Source organism: Amycolatopsis sp. NPDC049688 (assembly GCF_040674975.1).
Classification (GTDB): domain Bacteria; phylum Actinomycetota; class Actinomycetes; order Mycobacteriales; family Pseudonocardiaceae; genus Amycolatopsis.
Genome location: NZ_JBFANY010000023.1, coordinates 1 through 17997 on the forward strand (window position 1 = coordinate 1; position 17997 = coordinate 17997).

General features: G+C 71.4%; 16 protein-coding genes. 13 read left to right on the forward strand and 3 right to left on the reverse strand.

Translation table 11 applies throughout. From position 1 onward, the window contains the following. The first annotated feature begins 199 nt into the window (after positions 1–199). The gene (locus tag AB0J55_RS41905) at positions 200–649 is read left to right on the forward strand and encodes a pyridoxamine 5'-phosphate oxidase family protein (protein WP_364262370.1); all 450 of its coding nucleotides are present in this window, start codon (positions 200–202) and stop codon (positions 647–649) included. Here the strand turns inward: AB0J55_RS41905 and AB0J55_RS41910 are convergent. Both AB0J55_RS41910 and AB0J55_RS41915 read right to left on the reverse strand, forming a co-directional pair. Continuing rightward, on the reverse strand, positions 646–969 hold the full coding sequence (locus AB0J55_RS41910; protein ID WP_364262373.1) for a DUF4873 domain-containing protein: 324 nt from the start codon (positions 967–969) through the stop codon (positions 646–648). The two genes, AB0J55_RS41905 and AB0J55_RS41910, sit on opposite strands and share 4 nt — an antisense overlap. Further along, complete coding sequence (locus AB0J55_RS41915) at positions 966–1736, reverse strand: TetR/AcrR family transcriptional regulator (RefSeq protein ID WP_364262376.1); 771 nt, start codon at positions 1734–1736, stop codon at positions 966–968. Before AB0J55_RS41915 ends, AB0J55_RS41910 begins: the two co-directional genes overlap by 4 nt. 54 nt (positions 1737–1790) lie before the next feature. Here AB0J55_RS41915 and AB0J55_RS41920 point away from each other — a divergent pair, with 54 nt between their 5' ends. Together AB0J55_RS41920 and AB0J55_RS41925 are read left to right on the forward strand one after the other, a co-directional pair. Next, positions 1791–2699, forward strand: coding sequence for a diiron oxygenase (locus tag AB0J55_RS41920; protein WP_364262379.1), 909 nt, complete (start codon positions 1791–1793; stop codon positions 2697–2699). After that, positions 2696–3586, forward strand: coding sequence for an alpha/beta hydrolase (locus AB0J55_RS41925; RefSeq protein WP_364262382.1), 891 nt, complete (start codon positions 2696–2698; stop codon positions 3584–3586). The genes AB0J55_RS41920 and AB0J55_RS41925 overlap by 4 nt, the downstream gene beginning before the upstream one ends. A 72-nt stretch (positions 3587–3658) precedes the next feature. On the opposite strand, the gene AB0J55_RS41930 is transcribed toward AB0J55_RS41925, so the two are convergent. Then, on the reverse strand, positions 3659–4285 hold the full coding sequence (locus AB0J55_RS41930; RefSeq protein ID WP_003095505.1) for a TetR/AcrR family transcriptional regulator: 627 nt from the start codon (positions 4283–4285) through the stop codon (positions 3659–3661). Between the two features lie 115 nt (positions 4286–4400). Between AB0J55_RS41930 and AB0J55_RS41935 the strand changes: the two genes are divergently transcribed. The 10 genes from AB0J55_RS41935 to AB0J55_RS41980 all read left to right on the forward strand — a co-directional run bounded on the left by AB0J55_RS41935 (position 4401) and on the right by AB0J55_RS41980 (position 17970). Further along, on the forward strand, positions 4401–5378 hold the full coding sequence (locus AB0J55_RS41935) for an alpha/beta fold hydrolase (protein WP_364262385.1): 978 nt from the start codon (positions 4401–4403) through the stop codon (positions 5376–5378). Between the two features lie 81 nt (positions 5379–5459). After that, entirely contained in the window at positions 5460–6626 is a 1167-nt protein-coding gene (locus tag AB0J55_RS41940; RefSeq protein ID WP_364262388.1) for a DUF3152 domain-containing protein, read from the forward strand. A 96-nt stretch (positions 6627–6722) separates the two neighbouring features. Continuing rightward, a complete protein-coding gene (gene moeZ, locus AB0J55_RS41945; protein ID WP_206795548.1) occupies positions 6723–7898 on the forward strand; it encodes an adenylyltransferase/sulfurtransferase MoeZ in 1176 nt (391 codons plus the stop codon). A gap of 87 nt (positions 7899–7985) precedes the next feature. Next, a complete protein-coding gene (locus AB0J55_RS41950) occupies positions 7986–8783 on the forward strand; it encodes a TIGR02569 family protein (RefSeq protein WP_364262391.1) in 798 nt (265 codons plus the stop codon). 376 nt (positions 8784–9159) lie between these two features. Continuing rightward, positions 9160–11208, forward strand: a complete 2049-nt coding sequence (locus AB0J55_RS41955; protein ID WP_364262394.1) for a molybdopterin oxidoreductase family protein — start codon at positions 9160–9162, stop codon at positions 11206–11208. Then, positions 11205–12632 carry an FAD-dependent oxidoreductase gene (locus AB0J55_RS41960; protein WP_364262397.1) on the forward strand — a complete coding sequence of 476 codons (1428 nt, stop codon included), beginning with the start codon at positions 11205–11207 and terminating at the stop codon, positions 12630–12632. The genes AB0J55_RS41955 and AB0J55_RS41960 overlap by 4 nt, the downstream gene beginning before the upstream one ends. Further along, positions 12629–14020 (forward strand): nitrate/nitrite transporter, encoded by a 1392-nt coding sequence (locus AB0J55_RS41965; protein ID WP_364262400.1) that lies wholly within the window; start codon positions 12629–12631, stop codon positions 14018–14020. The genes AB0J55_RS41960 and AB0J55_RS41965 overlap by 4 nt, the downstream gene beginning before the upstream one ends. Position 14021: 1 nt before the next feature. After that, positions 14022–16529 (forward strand): nitrite reductase large subunit NirB, encoded by a 2508-nt coding sequence (nirB, locus tag AB0J55_RS41970; RefSeq protein WP_364262403.1) that lies wholly within the window; start codon positions 14022–14024, stop codon positions 16527–16529. Then, complete coding sequence (gene nirD / locus AB0J55_RS41975; protein WP_364262406.1) at positions 16526–16870, forward strand: nitrite reductase small subunit NirD; 345 nt, start codon at positions 16526–16528, stop codon at positions 16868–16870. Before nirB ends, nirD begins: the two co-directional genes overlap by 4 nt. Then, a complete protein-coding gene (locus AB0J55_RS41980) occupies positions 16867–17970 on the forward strand; it encodes a uroporphyrinogen-III synthase (protein ID WP_364262409.1) in 1104 nt (367 codons plus the stop codon). The genes nirD and AB0J55_RS41980 overlap by 4 nt, the downstream gene beginning before the upstream one ends. Positions 17971–17997 lie beyond the last annotated feature (27 nt).

Genomic DNA, 17997 nt, shown 5'->3' on the forward strand with positions numbered 1-17997 from the left:
TCCGCTCCTCCCCCCCCCCCCGCCCGCCCCTGCGGGCGCGCCGGCGGGCGCGGCCGTCGGGGGCGCCCCGGGGTTGGGGGGGGGGCCCCCCCCCCCCCCACCACCCCCCCCCCCCCCCAGCCGGGGGCGGCCTTCCCGGTTTCACCGGATTGTGGTGTTTTGCTTGGAGTGTCGCTTTTTCGCCGCCTAGCTTCGGCCGGTGACCACTCTCGAGCCGGCCGCCGTCGCGGATCTCGTGCGGAGCACTCTCTCCGCGCACAAGTCGTTGTTCCTCGCCACCTCGGGCAGTAGCGGGCCGTGGGTCGGCGGGGTCTACTTCGCCGAAAGCGGCGAGTTCACCCTGAACCTCGTGCTCGAGGACCGCGGCCGGACGCTGGCCGCCATCCGGGAGCACCCGGTGGTTTCGGTCGTCGTTTCGACGGGTTCGCCGATGCAGCCGTTCGTGCAGGCCCAGGCGCTCGCGGAGGTGGTCGGAGCCGATGAGGACGCCCGGGTGCGCGAACTGCTCGTCGCCAAGGTCCCGGAGGCCGCGCCCTTCCTGGCCGCGCCGGTCACGGCAGTCCGGCTGAACGTGCCGAAGTGGCGGGCCACGGACATCGCGAACGGCGTGCTGCCCGGCGTGGAGCTGCCGGGCCCGCGCTTCCCCTAAGCGTTCAGCTCTTCCAACGTCGTCGGCACGTGGAACGGCGGCGTGCTCGTGCCCGTGATCCGGTAGCGGCCCCACGGGTCCGGGTCCGACAGCTCGCCCGTCGCCGCGTGCGAGCCCGCCTGGATCGACACGGTCTTCTTCTTGCCGCCCGCGAGGCGGGTGAGCTCCTCGTTCACCGCCACCCGGCCGTACCAGCGGTAATAACCGTCGATCGGCTGGAAGTAGCCGCGCAGCTCGACCTCCACCGTCAGCGAAACGCCGTCCACCACCAGGGTGGCCGGGCCGCGGTAGCCGTCTTCGTCGTGCTCGTGCTCGCTCATGAGGTTTCCTCCAACGGGTCCGAGGCGCGGCCCAGCTGGACCACCTTGTTGGCTTCCAGGGGCTGGTTCGGGTCGATGACCACGCCGTTCTGGCGGGTCAGGCCGTCGATCGCCGCCCAGATGATCTGCGTCAGGTACTCGACGACCGCGTCGCGGCTCATCGAGCGGCGGTCCAGCCACCACTCGCCGGTGTTCTGGACCATGCCGACGATGCCGTGCGCCCACGGCTCGGCCGCGCCGGAGTCCATGTTGAACATCCGCATGTAGTCGCCGAGCAGCGCGGTCAGCGCCGTCGCGATCAGTTCCTTGTCCTCCGCCACGACGTCCGACGAGACCGGCTTCTCCGGCCGGCCGTGCGCGAGCAGGCGGTACAGGTTCGGGTGCTCCTCGATGACCGTGAAGAATGCGTCGAGGGCCATCCGGATCCGCGGCACCGGCGCCAGTTCCGCGTTGATCGCCGGGATCAGCCGCTCGAAGAGGATCTCCGTGCCGCGCTGGCCGAGGGCCACGTACAGGTCGGCTTTGTCGTCGAAGTGCCGGTACAGCACCGGTTTCGTGACGCCGGCTTCGGCGGCGACGTCCTCCATGCCGAGCTCCGGGCCGTGCGTGTCGAGGGCCCGCAGCGCGGCTTCGACGAACTCCTTGCGCCGGGCGATCCGGTGCTTGCGCCAGCGGTCGCGCCGGGCGTCGCCGGTCGCCTCCTCGCCGCGGGAGGACCTGCCGGGCTGCTTGCCTGAGCGCTTGACACGTTCGATCACGAGGGTCATGCTACGCACAGGTAACTGTTACCTCAAGTTACACATCCGGAAGGGGTGTCGGCAATGACGCGGACGCTGAAGGAACCGGACCGCGAAAAGACCGCGGACCGCCTGCTGAAGTCGTCGGCGAACAAGTTCTACGACCCCGACGTCGACATCGACTGGACCGCGCCGCTGGTCGAGGGCAAGCGGTTCATCCTCGAAGAGCGCTCTTCCCTCTACGGCACCGAACTCTGGGACAAGCTGACCCCGGACCAGCGCATCGAGCTGGGCAAGCACGAGGTCGCGAGCGTCGCGACCACCGGCCTGTGGTTCGAGATCCTCCTGATGCAGATGCTGCTCAAGGAGGTCTACGAACAGGACCCGACGTCCGCGCACGCCCAGTTCGCGCTCACCGAAATCGCCGACGAATGCCGGCACTCGACGATGTTCGCGCGGATGGCCGCGCGGATCGGCTGCCCCGCCTACGGCCCCGTGCCGTGGCTGCGGCGCCTGGCGAAGCTCATGCCGACCATCTCCTACGGCCCGGCGCGCTACGGCGCGATCCTCGTCGCGGAGGAGGTCCTGGACCGGCTGCAGCGCGAGCAGATGAACGACGAAGGCGTCCAGCCGCTGGTCCGGATGGTCAACCGGATCCACGTCCTGGAAGAAGCCCGGCACGTCACGTTCGCCCGCGAAGAGGTCACGCGCGGCATGGCGAAGCTGTCGAAGGCCGAGATCGCCTACCAGCAGTTCATCATCGCCCTGATCTCGTACTTCGTGACGCGGGCGTTCATCAACCCGGACGTCTACAAGGCGGTCGGCATCCGGCCGCGCGACGGCGTCGAAGCGGCCCTGAACAACCCGCACTGGCAGGGGACGATCGCGTGGGCCGGCGAAAAGATCATGCCGTTCCTGCAGGAGTCCGGCCTGGTCGGACTGCCCGGCAAGTACTTCTGGCGCAAGTCGTTCCTGCTCCCGGCGGGCCGATGACCACCGTCCTCGCGCCCGGCCGGTTCGTCACCAGCGACGGCGCGGAGCTGCACGTTTCCCAGGAGGGGCCCGCCGGCTCGCCGGTCACGCTGGTGCTCGTGCACGGCTGGACGCAGGACCACCGGACGTGGGACTTCGTCCGACCGCACCTCGACCCCGGCGTGCGCGTCCTGCGCTACGACCTGCGCGGCCACGGCGGCTCGTCGCCGGCCCGGCCCGGCGGGGCGACGATCGCCCGGCTGGCCGACGACCTCGCCGAGCTGATCGCCGACCGCGTCCCGGCCGGGCCGCTGGTCCTGGCCGGGCACTCGATGGGCGGCATGACGCTGATGGTGCTCGCCGAACGGCACCCGGCTCTCGTCAGCGAGCGGCTGGCGGGCGCGGCGTTCGTGGCGACGTCGTCGGGCGACATGGACAAGCTGACGCTGGGGTTCCCCGGCCTGGTCGGCCGGAGCGTGACGCGCTTCGAGCCGCGGGTGGCGAAGCTGCTGGCCGGACTCCGGAGCGACACGCTGCGGCTGCGCCCGGGACTGGTCCGCTCGGGCGCCCGGCGGCTCGTCTTCGGCGACCGGCCGGGGCGGGCGCAGGTGGACAGCGTCGTCGAGCAGCTGCTGCGTGCGCACCCGGCCAGCGCGGGGCTGTTCCTGGACGCCATCGCGGCCCACCGGGGCGTCGGCGGACTCGGCGCGCTCTGCGACGTGCCGTCGGTGGTGCTGGCGGGGGAGAAGGACCGGCTCTGCCCGCTGCCGCACGCGAAGGTGATCGCCGACGAACTGCCGCACGCGGAGTTCGTCCGGTTCCCGGGCGCCGGGCACATGCTCCCGCAGGAACGGCCCTTCGAGGTGGCGCGCCGGATCAGCGCGCTGGTCCGCGCCGCCGTCCGCTGACCAGCGCCCCGATGTGGCGTTCGGTGCGCTGGACGCAACCAACGCCACATCGGGGCCCTTGGAGTGAGCGGGTCAGGAGTCCTTGAGGGGGAAGCCGCCGCCGATGCCGCGCCAGGCGAGGTTGGCCGTCAGGGCCACCGCCTCCTCACGGCTCATCGACTGGTGGTGGGCCAGCCAGAACCGCGCGCTGACCTGGCTCATCCCGACCAGCCCGACGGCCAGCAGGCGCGCCTTGTCCTCGTCGAGGCCCGCGTCCGCGGTGATCGTCTCGGTGATCGCGTCCACGCTCGCCGACGTCGCCCGGTCGACCGCCTCCTGAACCGCGGGCTCGCCGCGCAGGTCCGACTCGAACACCATCCGGAACGCGCCCGCGTCGTTGCTGACGAAGTCGAAGAACGCGCCGACCGTGGCCGGGACGCGCTGCTTGTTCTCCGTCGTCGAGTCCAGGGCGTTCTGCACGCGCTTGACCAGCTCGTCGACGTGGCTCTCCAGCAGCGCGATGTACAGATCGAGCTTGCCGGGGAAGTGCTGGTACAGCACGGGCTTCGAGACGCCCGCGACCTCGGCGATCTCGTCCATCGCGGCGGCGTGGTAACCGTTTTCGGCGAAGACCCGCTGCGCCGCGGCGAGGAGCTGGGCCCGGCGCTCGGTCCGGGGCAGCCGCACCCCGCGTTGCTGCAGCCGCGTCATCTCCGTCATGCTTCGTCCTCCCGTCATCGTCTTCTTCGACGGGCGGGGTCGCCACCGCGTGAAGTCGCCCTGAAGATTACTCGCCGGTACGTGTGCCGCGCCAAGGGTCGGGCATTCTGGATCCGTGAACACCCCCGTGCCGGCGCGGCCGCCGCTGACCCACGTGCCGCTTTCGACCAGGGCGTTGCCGTCGCTCGACCCGGTCCCGCCGCCGTGGCCCGCGGCCTTCGAAGAGGTCGGCACCGCCCGGCTCCACGTCCGCCGCACGCCGGGCCCGGACGGCGTGCCCGCCGTCTACGTGCACGGACTCGGCGGCTCGTCGACGAACTGGACCGACCTGGCCGCGCTGCTCGCCCCGGTCGCCGGCGGCACGGCCATCGACCTGCCCGGGTTCGGCTACTCCGAGCCCGAAGAAGGCTTCGACTTCACGCTGCAGGCGCACGCGGACGTCGTGGCCAAGCACGTCGAGGCGGTCGGCGGACCGGTGCACCTGTTCGGCAACTCCATGGGCGGCGCGATCGCCCTGCTGGTCGCGGCGCAGAAACCCGAGCTCGTGAAGACGCTGACGCTCATCTCGCCGGCCGTGCCGGACCTGCGCCTCGACCCGCGGCGGCTGTCGGACCCGCGGATGGCGCTCGCCTACCTGCCGCTGGTCGGCGCGCGTGTGCGGGCCCAGCTGGCCGCGCTCGGGCCGCGGGAACGCGCCGCGCAGGTCATCAAGCTGTGCTTCGCCGATCCGTCGCGGTTCCCGGAAAGCCGGCTCGACGAGCTGACCGAGGAACACGGCGCCCGCGCCGGGTTCGCCTGGGCCGCGCCCGCGATGGCCCGGAGCACCTTCGCGATCTTCCGGGCGTGGTCGACGCTGGGGAAGGCGTCGCTGTGGTCGGTCGCGCCGCTCGTCAAGGCGCCGACGCTGGTCGTCTGGGGCCGGGAGGATCGCGTCATCTCGGTGAAGCGCGCCGCGCGGACCGCGCGCGCGATCCCGCGGGCCCGGTTGCTGGTGCTCCCGCGCACCGGGCACGTGGCGCAGATGGAGCGCCCGGTCGTCGTCGCCAAGGCCGTCCTGGGCATGTGGGAGCACGTCGAAGCGGGCACCTGGTGACCCGATCGGGGGACGGTGAGTTCACTCGATGATCCGCCAGTCGCCGATAACGGTTCGGTGGCGCTGTGGCACTCTGGTGCGGTGGACCGGGTGAAGCAGGACGCGCGAGGCGACGATCGGCGGGCTCCCCACCGCGCGTCGGCCCGCCGGACGCCGGAGCCCGCCGACCCCCCGCGCACCGGGCAGTACCGCCCGTCGAAGTCGCCGGCGCAGCGCGTCGGCGAGGACCGCTACCGCCCGGGCAGCCGCCGGACCAGCGCCGAGCCGCTGAGCGCTTCCTGGAAGCCGGACGTGCCGGTCGCGCGGGAGAAGGAGGATCCGCCGCCGAAGTCCGGCGTCGCGAAGCTCACGAAGACCTACGGCTGGCGCGTCTACGCCCTGCCGATCCTGGTCGTGCTGACCGTCCTCGTCGTGGTCAACACGGCCAACAGCCCGGCCCAGCCGATCGCCGAGCAGGGCACCGGCGCCGGCGCGCCCGGTGCCGAGTCGGCGGGCGGCGACAGCTCCGGCGGCGCCATCGACGGCAACGGCGAGCAGGCCATCCCGGAGAACCCGGCCACCCCGGTCGACCTCAAGGTGCCGACCGCGGACCTGCCGGAGGGCATCCCGTTCACCCAGGCCGGCGCGGGCAAGTGGCACGTTGTCCCGGGCACCGGCCCGAAGATCGGCAACGGGAAGCTCTACACCTACACCGTCGAGGTCGAGGACGGCATCGACCCGGCGAGCTACGCCGGCGACGACGCCTTCGCCACGGCCGTCCAAGGCACGCTGTCGAATCCGACGCAGGGCTGGACCTGGGACGGCAAGATCGCGTTCCAGCGGGTGGACGGCAACTTCCCGAACCCGTCGTTCAGGGTGAGCCTCACCACGCCGGAGACGACGCACCGGCCGGACGCCTGCGGGTTCCAGATCAAGTTCGAGGCGTCCTGCTACCGCAAGAGCCTCGGCCGGGTGCTGATCAACCTGGCCCGCTGGGTGCGCGGCGCCAAGGCCTACGGCGCCGACATGACGGGGTACCGGCAGTACGCCATCAACCACGAGGTCGGGCACGCCCTGGGCAACCAGCACGTCGGCTGCGGCGGCAACGACCAGCCGGCGCCGGTGATGATGCAGCAGTCCTTCGGCGTCTCCGACGACTACGTGTCGATGCTCAACGACATCCCCGGCGGCGACAAGGGCAAGGTGGCCAAGGACGGCCGCATCTGCAAGACCAACTCCTGGCCGAACCCCACGCCGCAGCCGCAGTAAGCGGGCGTCCCACCATCCGGACGCGGGAAGGCATATTTGCCTGCGCGCGTTGTGCATAGTGGGATGGACGCGATCCGCGCGCGAGATGGAGGACCCATGTCAGCACTGCCGCCGCTCGTCGAGCCGGCTGCCGAGCTCACCAAGGAAGAGGTGGCCCGGTACAGCCGTCACCTGATCATCCCGGACGTCGGGGTGAACGGGCAGAAGCGGCTGAAGAACGCGAAGGTCCTGGTGATCGGGGCCGGCGGCCTCGGCAGCCCCGCGCTGCTGTACCTGGCCGCCGCCGGGGTCGGCACGCTCGGCATCGTCGACTTCGACGTCGTGGACGAGTCGAACCTGCAGCGCCAGGTCATCCACGGCCAGTCCGACGTCGGCAAGCTCAAGGCCGCGTCCGCGCAGGAGTCGATCGCGGAGATCAACCCGCTGGTCAAGGTGCACCTGCACACCGACCGGCTGGACTCGTCGAACGCGCTGGAGATCTTCGAGCAGTACGACCTGATCGTCGACGGCACCGACAACTTCGCGACGCGCTACCTGGTCAACGACGCCGCGGTGCTGCTGGGCAAGCCGTACGTCTGGGGCTCGATCTTCCGGTTCGAAGGCCAGGTCAGCGTGTTCTGGGAGGACGCGCCGAACGGCAAGGGCCTCAACTACCGCGACCTCTACCCGGAGCCGCCGCCCCCGGGCATGGTCCCCTCCTGCGCCGAGGGTGGCGTGCTGGGCGTGCTGTGCGCGTCCATCGGCTCGATCATGGTGACCGAGGCGATCAAGCTCATCACCGGCATCGGCGAGCCGCTGCTCGGCCGCCTGATCAGCTACGACGCGCTGGAGATGAAGTACCGCGAGGTCAAGATCCGCAAGGACCCGGACACCCCGAAGATCACCGAGCTGATCGACTACGAGGCGTTCTGCGGGGTCGTGTCGGACGAAGCTGCTTCGGCCGCTTCGGGCAGCACGATCACCCCGGCGGAGCTCAAGGCCAAGTTCGACAGCGGCGAGAACTTCGCCCTGATCGACGTCCGCGAGCCGCACGAGTACGAGATCGTCAACATCAAGGGCGCGACGCTGATCCCGAAGGACCGGATCCTCTCGGGCGAGGCGCTGGCCGAGCTGCCGCAGGACAAGCCGATCGTGCTGCACTGCAAGTCGGGTGCCCGGTCCGCCGAGGCCCTCGCCGCACTGCACGCGGCCGGCTTCAAGGACGCGACGCACCTCGGCGGCGGCGTGCTCGCCTGGGCGAAGCAGATCGACCCGAGCCTGCCGACCTACTGACAGTGTGAGTTTTACCCGGCCGGGAAACCCGTGTGAGCAGCGCGTCTTCTCATTCGTGGAACACCCCGGCCGGGTAACGTCACGGCCGTGCGGTCAATGCTCGAACGTCCTCCGGCGCACGTCTGCGCGGCCTTCGGCGGCCCCGCCGACGACGCTGCCCGCCTGCCGGATTCGACGGCGTGGCGCTGCGGCGACCTCGTGTTGAAGCCGGTCACCGACAAGGTCAAGACGCTCTGGACCGCACACGCGCTCGACTACGTCCGCGAGCCGGGCCTGCGGGTCGGGAAGCCGGTCCGGTCGACGGACGGCCGCTGGATCGTCGGCGGCTGGACGGCGTCGCGGTTCGTCCCCGGCACGCCGGAGCACCGGGGTGACGCGTCCGTGCTGGCGGCGGTGAAGCTGCACCGCGCCACGGTCGGCCTGCCGAAGCCGGACTTCCTCGACGCCCGCACCGACGTCGACGCGGTCGCGGATCGCGTGGCCTGGGAGGAACTCGAGGTCCCCCTGGAGGAGACGAAGGGCGGCCGCTGGTTCGAGGTCCTGGCCCCCGCCCGCCGCCCGATCCGCCTGCCGGCACAGGTGGCCCACGGCGAGCTCCTGGCGGGCCTGCTGTTCGACGGCGATTCCAGCCCCGGCCTGGTCGACTTCGTGCCGTACTACCGCCCGGGCGAATACGGCGCGGCGATCGTCGCGGTGGACGCACTGGCGTGGGCCGGGGCAGGGCGTGACCTGCTCGAACGCTGGGCCCACCTGCCGGAGTGGCCACAGCTGTTGTTGCGCGCGGTGCTGTTCCGGCTGGCTTCGAACGCGTTGAACCCGAGGTCGACACAGGCCTCACTGGACGGCCTGCGCGCAGCGGCCCGCGAGGTGTCAGGCGTCCTGTAACGGGCCCCCACCCAGACCTCCCCGCAACCCCGATACGAAGCCAGAACACGGCCGGTACTACCGGCCGTAGCCACAATCGGGCTTCGGGGTGGTGGGCGCTGTCCCGGACCGACCCGCTCAACGACGGGCCGTGGTGGTTCGAGCGGCGGTTGTTCGACCAAGACGGCTGGGGCCGCTTGTGACCGACGTCGCAAGGTCACGGGTCATCTCGGCAAAGGGCCGCTGACCTCCGGACTCCCGGCCAGTGGACGGCGATCTCACCGGCCGGGCGCCGGACACACCGCCGTAATGTCAACTGCCTGAAACATTCGGTCGAATCCGGTTAACACGGCCTCCTTAGCGTCAGGGCAAGCCCGAACCGCCGAGGAGGTGCCCGATGCCGCAGGTCGACACCCACTGCCCGTACTGCGCCCTGCAGTGCGGGATGAGCCTCGACGGCGCCCGGGTGACGCCGCGGGACTTCCCGGTCAACGCTGGTGGCCTGTGCCAGAAGGGCTGGACCTCCGGCAGCCTCCTCACGTCCCCGAAGCGGCTGACCACGCCGATGCTGCGCGTGAACGGCGCGCTCGAGCCGGTCAGCTGGGACTTCGCCCTCGACCACGTCGCCCGGAAACTGCGTGAGACGCAGGCAACTCACGGCCCGGACGGGGTCGCGATCTTCGGCGGCGGCGGGCTGACCAACGAAAAGGCCTACCTGCTGGGCAAGTTCGCCCGCGTCGCGCTCGGCACGTCGCAGATCGACTACAACGGCCGGTGGTGCATGTCCTCGGCCGCCGCCGCGGGGATCAAGGCCTTCGGGGCGGACCGCGGGATGCCCTTCCCGGTCACGGATCTGAAGAACGCCGACGTCGTGCTGCTCGCCGGGGCGAACCCGGCCGAGACCATGCCGCCGTTCACGCAGCACCTGCGGGGCACCGACCTCATCGTCGTCGACCCGCGGCGCACCCCGACCGCCGAACTCGCGAGCCTGCACCTGGCGCCCGCGCCGGGCACGGATCTCGCGCTGGCCCTGGGCATCCTGCACGCCGTCGTCGAAGGCGGGCACCTCGATCAGTCCTATGTGGACGACCGGACGAGCGGGTTCGCCGAGATGTGGCGGATCGCCGCGAGCTGGTGGCCGGAGCGTGCCGAGCGGGTCACCGGCGTCTCGGCCGCCGACATGCGCCTCGCCGCGGAAAAGCTCGCCGCCGCCCGCAACGCCTACATCCTCACCGCGCGCGGCACCGAGCAGCACGCCACCGGTACCGCGACCGTCGGCGCCTGGATCAACCTCGCCCTCTCCCTCGGCCTGCCCGGCCGGAAGGGCGCCGGCTACGGCTGCCTCACCGGCCAGGGCAACGGCCAGGGCGGCCGCGAGCACGGCCAGAAGGCCGACCAGCTGCCCGGCTACCGCAAGCTCGACGACCCGGCCGCGCGCGAGTACGTCGCCGGCGTCTGGGGTGTCGACGCGGACAGCCTGCCCGGCCCCGGCCGCTCGGCCACCGAACTGCTCGAAGCGCTCGGTCAGGAGAACGGCCCGAAGGCGCTGATGGTTTTCGGCAGCAACGTGGTCGTCTCGGCGCCGCGATCGCAGCGCGTCCAAGAACGACTGTCCGAATTGGACTTCCTGGTCGTCGCCGACTTCGTGCTCTCGGAGACCGCGGCGCTCGCCGACGTCGTCCTGCCGGTCACGCAGTGGGCCGAAGAGGACGGCACGCTCACCAACCTCGAAGGCCGGATCCTGCTGCGGCGCAGGGCCTTGACGCCGCCGCCGGGCGTCCGCTCCGACCTCGACGTCCTGAACGGGCTCGCTCTCCGCTTGGGCCAGCCCGAAGGCCGGTTCCCGGCCGACGCCGAGACGGTGTTCGAGGAGCTGCGGATCGCCTCGAAGGGCGGCATCGCCGACTACTCCGGCGTCAGCTACGACCGGCTGCGCACCGGTGAGGCCCTGCACTGGCCGGTGCCGGAGAACGACCACCCGGGGACGCCGCGGATGTTCCTCGACGCCTTCGCGCACCCGGACGGCCGCGCGCGGTTCGTGCCGGTCGAGCACACCGGCCCGGCCGAGCTGCCGGACGACGAATTCCCGTTGCAGGCCACCACCGGCCGCGTGCTGCAGCACTACCAGTCCGGCGCGCAGACGCGGCTGATCAGCGAGCTCAACGAAGTCGTGCCGGAGGCGTTCGTCGAGGTCCACCCGGACACCGCCAAGCGCGCCGGGCTCGAAGAAGGCGATCGCGCGCTGGTCCGGTCACGGCGCGGCGAAACCGTCGCGAAGGTCCGGTTCGTCCAGAGCCTCAAGCCCGATCTGGTCTTCCTGCCGTTCCACTTCCCGGGTGAGCAGCGCGCCAACCTGTTCACCAACCCGGCGCTCGACCCGGTTTCCCGGATGCCGGAGTTCAAGGTGTGTGCCGTGTCTCTGTCTACTGTGGATGGTGCCGCATGACCCCCCGTGAAGTCGTCATCGTCGGCTACGGCATGGCCGGCGCCCGGCTGGCCGACGAAATCCGCCGCCGGGACCCGATCGCCGAGCGGGTCCGATTGACTGTCCTCGGCGCCGAACTGCACGCGGCCTACAACCGGGTGCTGCTGTCCGCCGTCGTCGCGGGCGGGATGAGTGCCGAAAGCGTTCGCCTGCACGACGACGAGTGGGCCCAGCGCCACAACATCGACCTGCGGCTCGGCGTCGACGTCGAACGCATCGACCGCGAGAAGCGCTGCGTCGAGCTGGCCGACGGGTCCGCCGTCGCCTACGATGCCCTGGTCCTCGCGACCGGCGCGAACCCGTGGATCCCGCCGGTGGAGGGCCTGGAAGCCGGGCCCGGCGTGGTCGCCTTCCGCAGCCTCGACGACTGCGCCAAGATCCTCGACGCCGCCCGGTTCGGCGCGCCGGTCGCGGTGCTCGGCGGCGGCCTGCTCGGCCTCGAAGCCGCCCGCGGCCTGGCCGGGCGCGGCAACCAGGTGACCGTCGTGCACCCGCTGGGGCACGTCATGGAACGCCAGCTCGACCCGGCCGCCGGCCACGTGCTGGCCCGGCAGCTCACCGACATGGGCGTGACGTTCAAGTTCGGGGCCACGGCCGCGCGCTACCTGCCCGGCGACGGGCTCAAGCTCGACGACGGCACGCTCGTCCCGGCCGACCTGGTCGTGGTCGCCGCCGGCGTCCGCGCCGAGACGCGCCTGGCCGTCGACGCCGGGCTCGACGTCGACATGGGGATCCTCGTGGACGACGTGCTGCGCACCAGCGACGGCCGCATCCACGCCCTCGGCGACTGCGCCCGCCACCCGGGCGCCCCGGCCGGGCTGATCCAGCCCGCCTGGGAGCAGGCCGAAGTCCTCGCCGACGTCCTGACCGGGACGAACGCGGCGGCCCGTTACCGCGGCACCACGGCCGTCACCCGGCTCAAGGCCCGCGGCATCGACCTCGCCGCGCTCGGCGAGACCCAGCTCGAAGCATCCGACAACGGCGCCGAGGTGCTCACCTTCAACGACCCGACCGGTGGCCGGTACGGCAAGCTCGTCGTCCGCGAAAACCGCGTCATCGGGGCGATCCTGCTCGGCCTGCCCGACGCGGCCGCCACGATCACCCAGTTCCACGACCGCGGGACGCCGCTGCCGGAAGACCGGCTCGCCGTCCTGCTCGGCCGCGCGCTGCCCAGCGGCAGCACTCCGGCGGCCAGCCCCGCCGACCTGCCCGCGGCGGCGGTGATCTGCCGCTGCAACAACGTCACCAAGGGCCGGCTGATCGAAGCCTGGAAGGCCGGGGCCACCGACACTCCCGCACTGGCGCGGGCCACGCGAGCGACCACGGGATGCGGCGGGTGCACCGACACCGTCGGCGGCATCGCCAACTGGCTCGCCGCGCAATGACCGATCCGACCCGCACTGAGGAGAACGCCGTGGCGCACCAAGGAAAGCACTGGATCGAGCACTGGGAACCCGAGAACGAGCAGTTCTGGGAGTCGACGGGCAAGCAGGTCGCCCGTCGCAACCTGTGGTTCTCGGTCTTCGCCGAGCACATCGGCTTCTCGATCTGGACACTGTGGTCGGTCATCGTCCTGTTCATGGGCAAGGACTACGGCTTCTCCGCCGCCGACAAGTTCCTCCTCGTCTCGACGCCGACCCTGATCGGCGGCCTGATGCGGCTGCCCTACACCTTCGCCGTGGCGAAGTTCGGCGGTCGCAACTGGACGGTCGTGTCGGCCGTGCTGCTGCTGATCCCGACCACACTGGCCGCGATCGTGCTGCACCCCGGCACGTCCCTCGGCACGTTCCTGCTGGTCGCGGCGCTCGGCGGCGTCGGCGGCGGCAACTTCGCGTCGTCGATGACGAACATCAACGCCTTCTACCCGGAGAAGCACAAGGGCTGGGCGCTCGGCCTCAACGCCGGCGGCGGCAACCTCGGCGTCGCGGCGATCCAGCTGGTCGGGCTGCTAGTGATCGGCACGGCGGGCGCCACCGCGCCCCGGCTGGTGCTGTTCATCTACCTGCCGCTGATCGTGGTCGCGGCACTGTGCGCGTACTTCTTCATGGACAACCTCGCCACGATGAAGGGTGACACCAAGGCGATGCGCGAGGTCGTCAAGGACCCGCACACCTGGGTGATGTCCTTCCTCTACGTCGGCACGTTCGGCTCGTTCATCGGCTACAGCTTCGCCTTCGGCCTGGTGCTGCAGAACCAGTTCGGCCGCACCCCGCTGCAGGCGGCCGCGGTGACGTTCCTCGGCCCGCTGCTCGGTTCGCTGTCCCGGCCCACCGGCGGCTGGCTGGCCGACCGGATCGGCGGCGGCAAGATCACCTTCTTCACGTTCATCGGGATGGCGCTGGCCACGGTCGTGCTGGTCCTCGCGTCGACGTCGAAGTCCCTGGCGCTGTTCACGATCGCCTTCATCGTGCTGTTCGTGCTCACCGGCATCGGCAACGGCTCTACGTACAAGATGATCCCGGCGATCTTCCGGGCCAAGGCGAAGGTGGCGATCGCCAACGGCGCCGAGGAAGCGGCCGAGCTGCTCAAGGCACGGCGCCTGTCGGGTGCGCTGATCGGCCTGGCCGGCGCGATCGGCGCCGAGGGCGGCCTGTTCATCAACCTCGCCTTCCGGCAGTCGTTCGCCGACACGAAGAGCGGTGTCCCCGCCTTCATCGGATTCCTGATCTTCTACGGGCTGTGCTTCGCCGTCACCTGGGCGGTCTACCTGCGCAAGCCCGCCGAACAGCCCACGAGTGAGCGCGGTCTGGCGCTCGCGGGAGCGGAGGTCTGAGATGCCCACCCTGGTCGTCGCCGGACACGGCATGGTCGCCCACCGGCTCGTGGAGGCGGTGCGTGCGGAAGACCCTGCGGGGAACTGGCACATCGTCGTCCTGTCCGAGGAGCCGCGCCCGGCGTACGACCGGGTGGCGCTCACGTCCTACGTGGACACCTGGGACCCGGCCACGCTGGCCCTGCCGGGTTCGGACTACGCCGGCGATTCCCACGTCGACCTCCGGCTCGGCGAGCTGGCGGTATCGGTGGACCGGTCTTCGAAGACCGTCACCACGGCTTCCGGCGACGTCGTCGCCTACGACGCCCTGGTGCTGGCCACCGGCTCGCGGCCGTTCGTGCCGCCGGTGCCCGGGCACGACCTGGACGGCTGCTTCGTCTACCGGACCATCGAGGACCTGGACGCGATCCGCGCGGCCGCCGTCGACAAGCCGGGCCGCGGCCGCCGGTCCGCGGTCGTCATCGGCGGTGGCCTGCTCGGCTTGGAGGCCGCGAAGGCGCTGCGGGACATGGGTCTGTCCCCGCACGTCGTCGAGATGGCGCCGCGGCTGATGCCGCTGCAGGTCGACGAGGGCGGCGGCTCGCTGCTGCGGCGGCTGATCACCAACCTGGACGTCACCGTCCACACGGGAACGTCCACCGACGCCATCGAGGCCGACGGCTCACGGCTGCTGGCCAAGCTGGGCAACGGCACCGAGCTCGACGTCGACCTCGTCGTGTTCTCGGCCGGTGTCCGGCCGCGGGACGACCTCGCCCGGCAGTCCGGTTTGGACCTCGGGCCGCGGGGCGGCGTCCTCACCGACGCCTCCTGCCGCACCAGCGACCCGGCGATCTACGCGATCGGTGAATGCGCCGCCGTCGAGGGTCGCGTGTACGGCATCGTCGCGCCCGGTTACGCGATGGCGGAGATCGTCGCCGCGCAGCTCACCGGCGGCGGGGGGACGTTCCCGGAGCCGGACACGTCCACGAAGCTCAAGCTGATGGGCGTCGACGTCGCTTCCTTCGGGGACGCGCACGCGGCTACCGAGGGCGCTCTGGAAGTCGCCGTCAACGACGCGGTCGCCGGGACGTACAAGAAGCTCGTGGTCACCGACGACGGCAAGACGCTCCTGGGTGGCGTGCTCGTCGGCGACGCGACCGAGTACAACACGCTGCGGGCGCTGGTCGGGCGTCCGCTGCCGGCCGAGCCGGGCGCGATCCTCGCCCCGGCGGGCGGCGGGGCCGCGGTCGGCGTCGACGCCCTGCCCGACGCGGCGCAGATCTGCTCGTGCAACGCCGTTTCCAAGGGTGCGATCAACCACGCCATCCACGAGGACGGCTGCGACACCGTCCCGAAGCTCAAGGCCTGCACCCGGGCGGGCACCGCCTGCGGGTCGTGCGTCCCGCTGCTGTCCAAGCTGCTCAACGCGGCCGGCGTCGAGCAGTCGAAGGCCGTCTGCGAGCACTTCCCGCAGTCGCGCGCGGAGCTGTTCGAGATCGTCCAGGCCACCCGGATCACCACGTTCAGCGAGCTCATCGGCCGGTACGGCTCGGGCAGCGGCTGCGCGATCTGCAAGCCGGCGGTGGCGTCCATCCTGGCCACCCTGGGCAACGGGCACGTGCTCGGCGGCGAGCAGATGACCCTGCAGGACACGAACGACCGGTACCTGGCGAACCTGCAGCGCAACGGCACCTACTCGGTGGTCCCGCGGATCCCCGGCGGTGAGATCACCCCGGACAAGCTGATCGTCATCGGGGAGGTCGCGCGCGACTTCGGGCTGTACACCAAGATCACCGGCGGCCAGCGGATCGACCTGTTCGGCGCGACCGTGGATCAGCTGCCGCTGATCTGGCGGCGGCTCGTCGACGCCGGGTTCGAGTCCGGGCACGCCTACGGCAAGGCGCTGCGGACGGTCAAGTCGTGCGTCGGGTCGACGTGGTGCCGCTACGGCGTCCAGGACAGCGTCGGCCTCGCGATCGAGCTGGAGCTGCGCTACCGCGGGCTGCGGTCGCCGCACAAGCTCAAGTCCGCGGTTTCGGGGTGTGCCCGGGAGTGCGCCGAGGCACGCAGCAAGGACTTCGGCATCATCGCCACGGAGAACGGCTGGAATCTCTACGTCGGCGGCAACGGCGGCACCACCCCGCGGCACGCCGACCTCCTGGTGTCCGATGTGGACACCGCGACGCTGATCCGCACGATCGACCGGTTCCTGATGTTCTACGTCCGCACAGCCGACCGGCTGCAGCGGACCGCACCCTGGATCGAGGAACTCGAGGGCGGGCTCGACCACCTGCGCGCGGTGATCGTCGACGACTCCCTCGGCATCTGCGAAGACCTCGACGCGGCGATGGCCAAGCACGTCGACAACTACGCCGACGAGTGGAAGGGCGTCCTGGAGGACCCGGAGAAGCTGGCCCGCTTCACCTCGTTCGTCAACGCGCCGGGCACGCCCGACCCGGCGATCTCGTTCCGCTCGGAGCGGGAGCAGAAAGTGCCCGTGATGCTCGGAGTGCCGGAGGTGCGTCGATGACTACTTCGATCCAGCGGACCTGGACGGCGATCTGCCCGGCCGGCGCGGTGCCCGAGTACGCCGGGGTGGCGGCGCTGCTCGACGGCGGCGTGCAGGTGGCGATCTTCCGGCTGCCCGGCGACCGGTTCTACGCTCTGTCCAACTGGGACCCGTGCAGCGGCGCGGCGGTGCTCTCGCGCGGCATCGTCGGCGACGCGGACGGCGTGCCCGTGGTGGCCTCACCGGTCTACAAAGAACGGTTCGCCCTCGAAACCGGCGAGTGCCTGGACGCTTCGGACGTTTCGGTGCCGGTGTACGAGGTGCGCGTGCGGGAAGGCGTCGTCGAAGTGGAGAGCCCGTGAGCGATGTGCTCCCACTGGCCGGTTTCGTGATCGGCATCACCGCGGCGCGCCGGGCTGACGAGCTCGGCGCGCTGCTGGTGCGCAAGGGGGCGAGCGTCCGCTACGGCCCGGCGATCCGGATCGTGCCGCTGACGGACGACACCGAACTGCACGCGGCGACCACCGCGCTGCTGTCCTCGCCGGTGGACGCGGTCGTCGCGACCACCGGCATCGGTTTCCGCGGCTGGCTGGAGGCGGCCGAGGGGTGGGGACTGGGGGATTCGCTGCTGGCGCGGCTGTCGTCGGCGTCGCTGCTGGCGCGAGGGCCGAAGGTGACCGGCGCGCTCCGGGCGGCCGGGCTTTCGGAGTCGTACTCGCCGGCGTCGGAGAGCAACGCGGAGCTGCTGCAGCACCTGCTGTCGTCGGGCGTCGACGGGATGCGGATCGCGGTGCAGCTGCACGGGGAGCCGCTGCCGTACTTCGTGGACACGCTGCGGGCGGCGGGGGCGGAGGTCATCGAGATCTCGGTGTACCGCTGGGTCGGCCCGGTCGACCCGGGCCCGGTGGACCGGCTCCTGGACGGCGTCCTGGACGGCTCGATCCACGCGCTGCCGTTCACCAGCGCGCCGGCGGCGGCGTCGCTGATCGCACTGGCCCGGCGCACGGGCCGGCTGCCGGGGCTCGTCACGGCGCTGTCCGGCCCGGTGGTGGCCGCCTGCGTCGGACCCATTACGGCTGGACCGTTGGCCGCTTTGGGGGTGCCGACGGTCCAGCCCCACCGAGCGCGCATCGGCGCGCTGGCCCGGACGGTGGCGGAGACCCTGGTGGCGCGGTCCCCGCGGCTGCGGGCGGGTGGCCGGTCGATCGAGCTGCGCGGCCAAGCGGCCATCGTGGACGGCGAGTGGTGCGAAGTGGCCCCCGCGCCGATGGCGTTGTTGCGTGCGCTGGCGGCGTCCCCGGGGCGGGTGGTGTCCCGGCGCGAGCTGATTTCGGCGTTGCCGGGCGGCGGCGAGGAGCACGCGGTGGAGACGGCGATCGGCCGGCTGCGGACGTCACTGGGCGGCGGGAAGGTGGTCCAGACGGTGGTGAAGCGGGGATATCGGCTGGCTGTCGACGTCTGACGGCGTGTCAGGGTCGGTGTCAGCGCG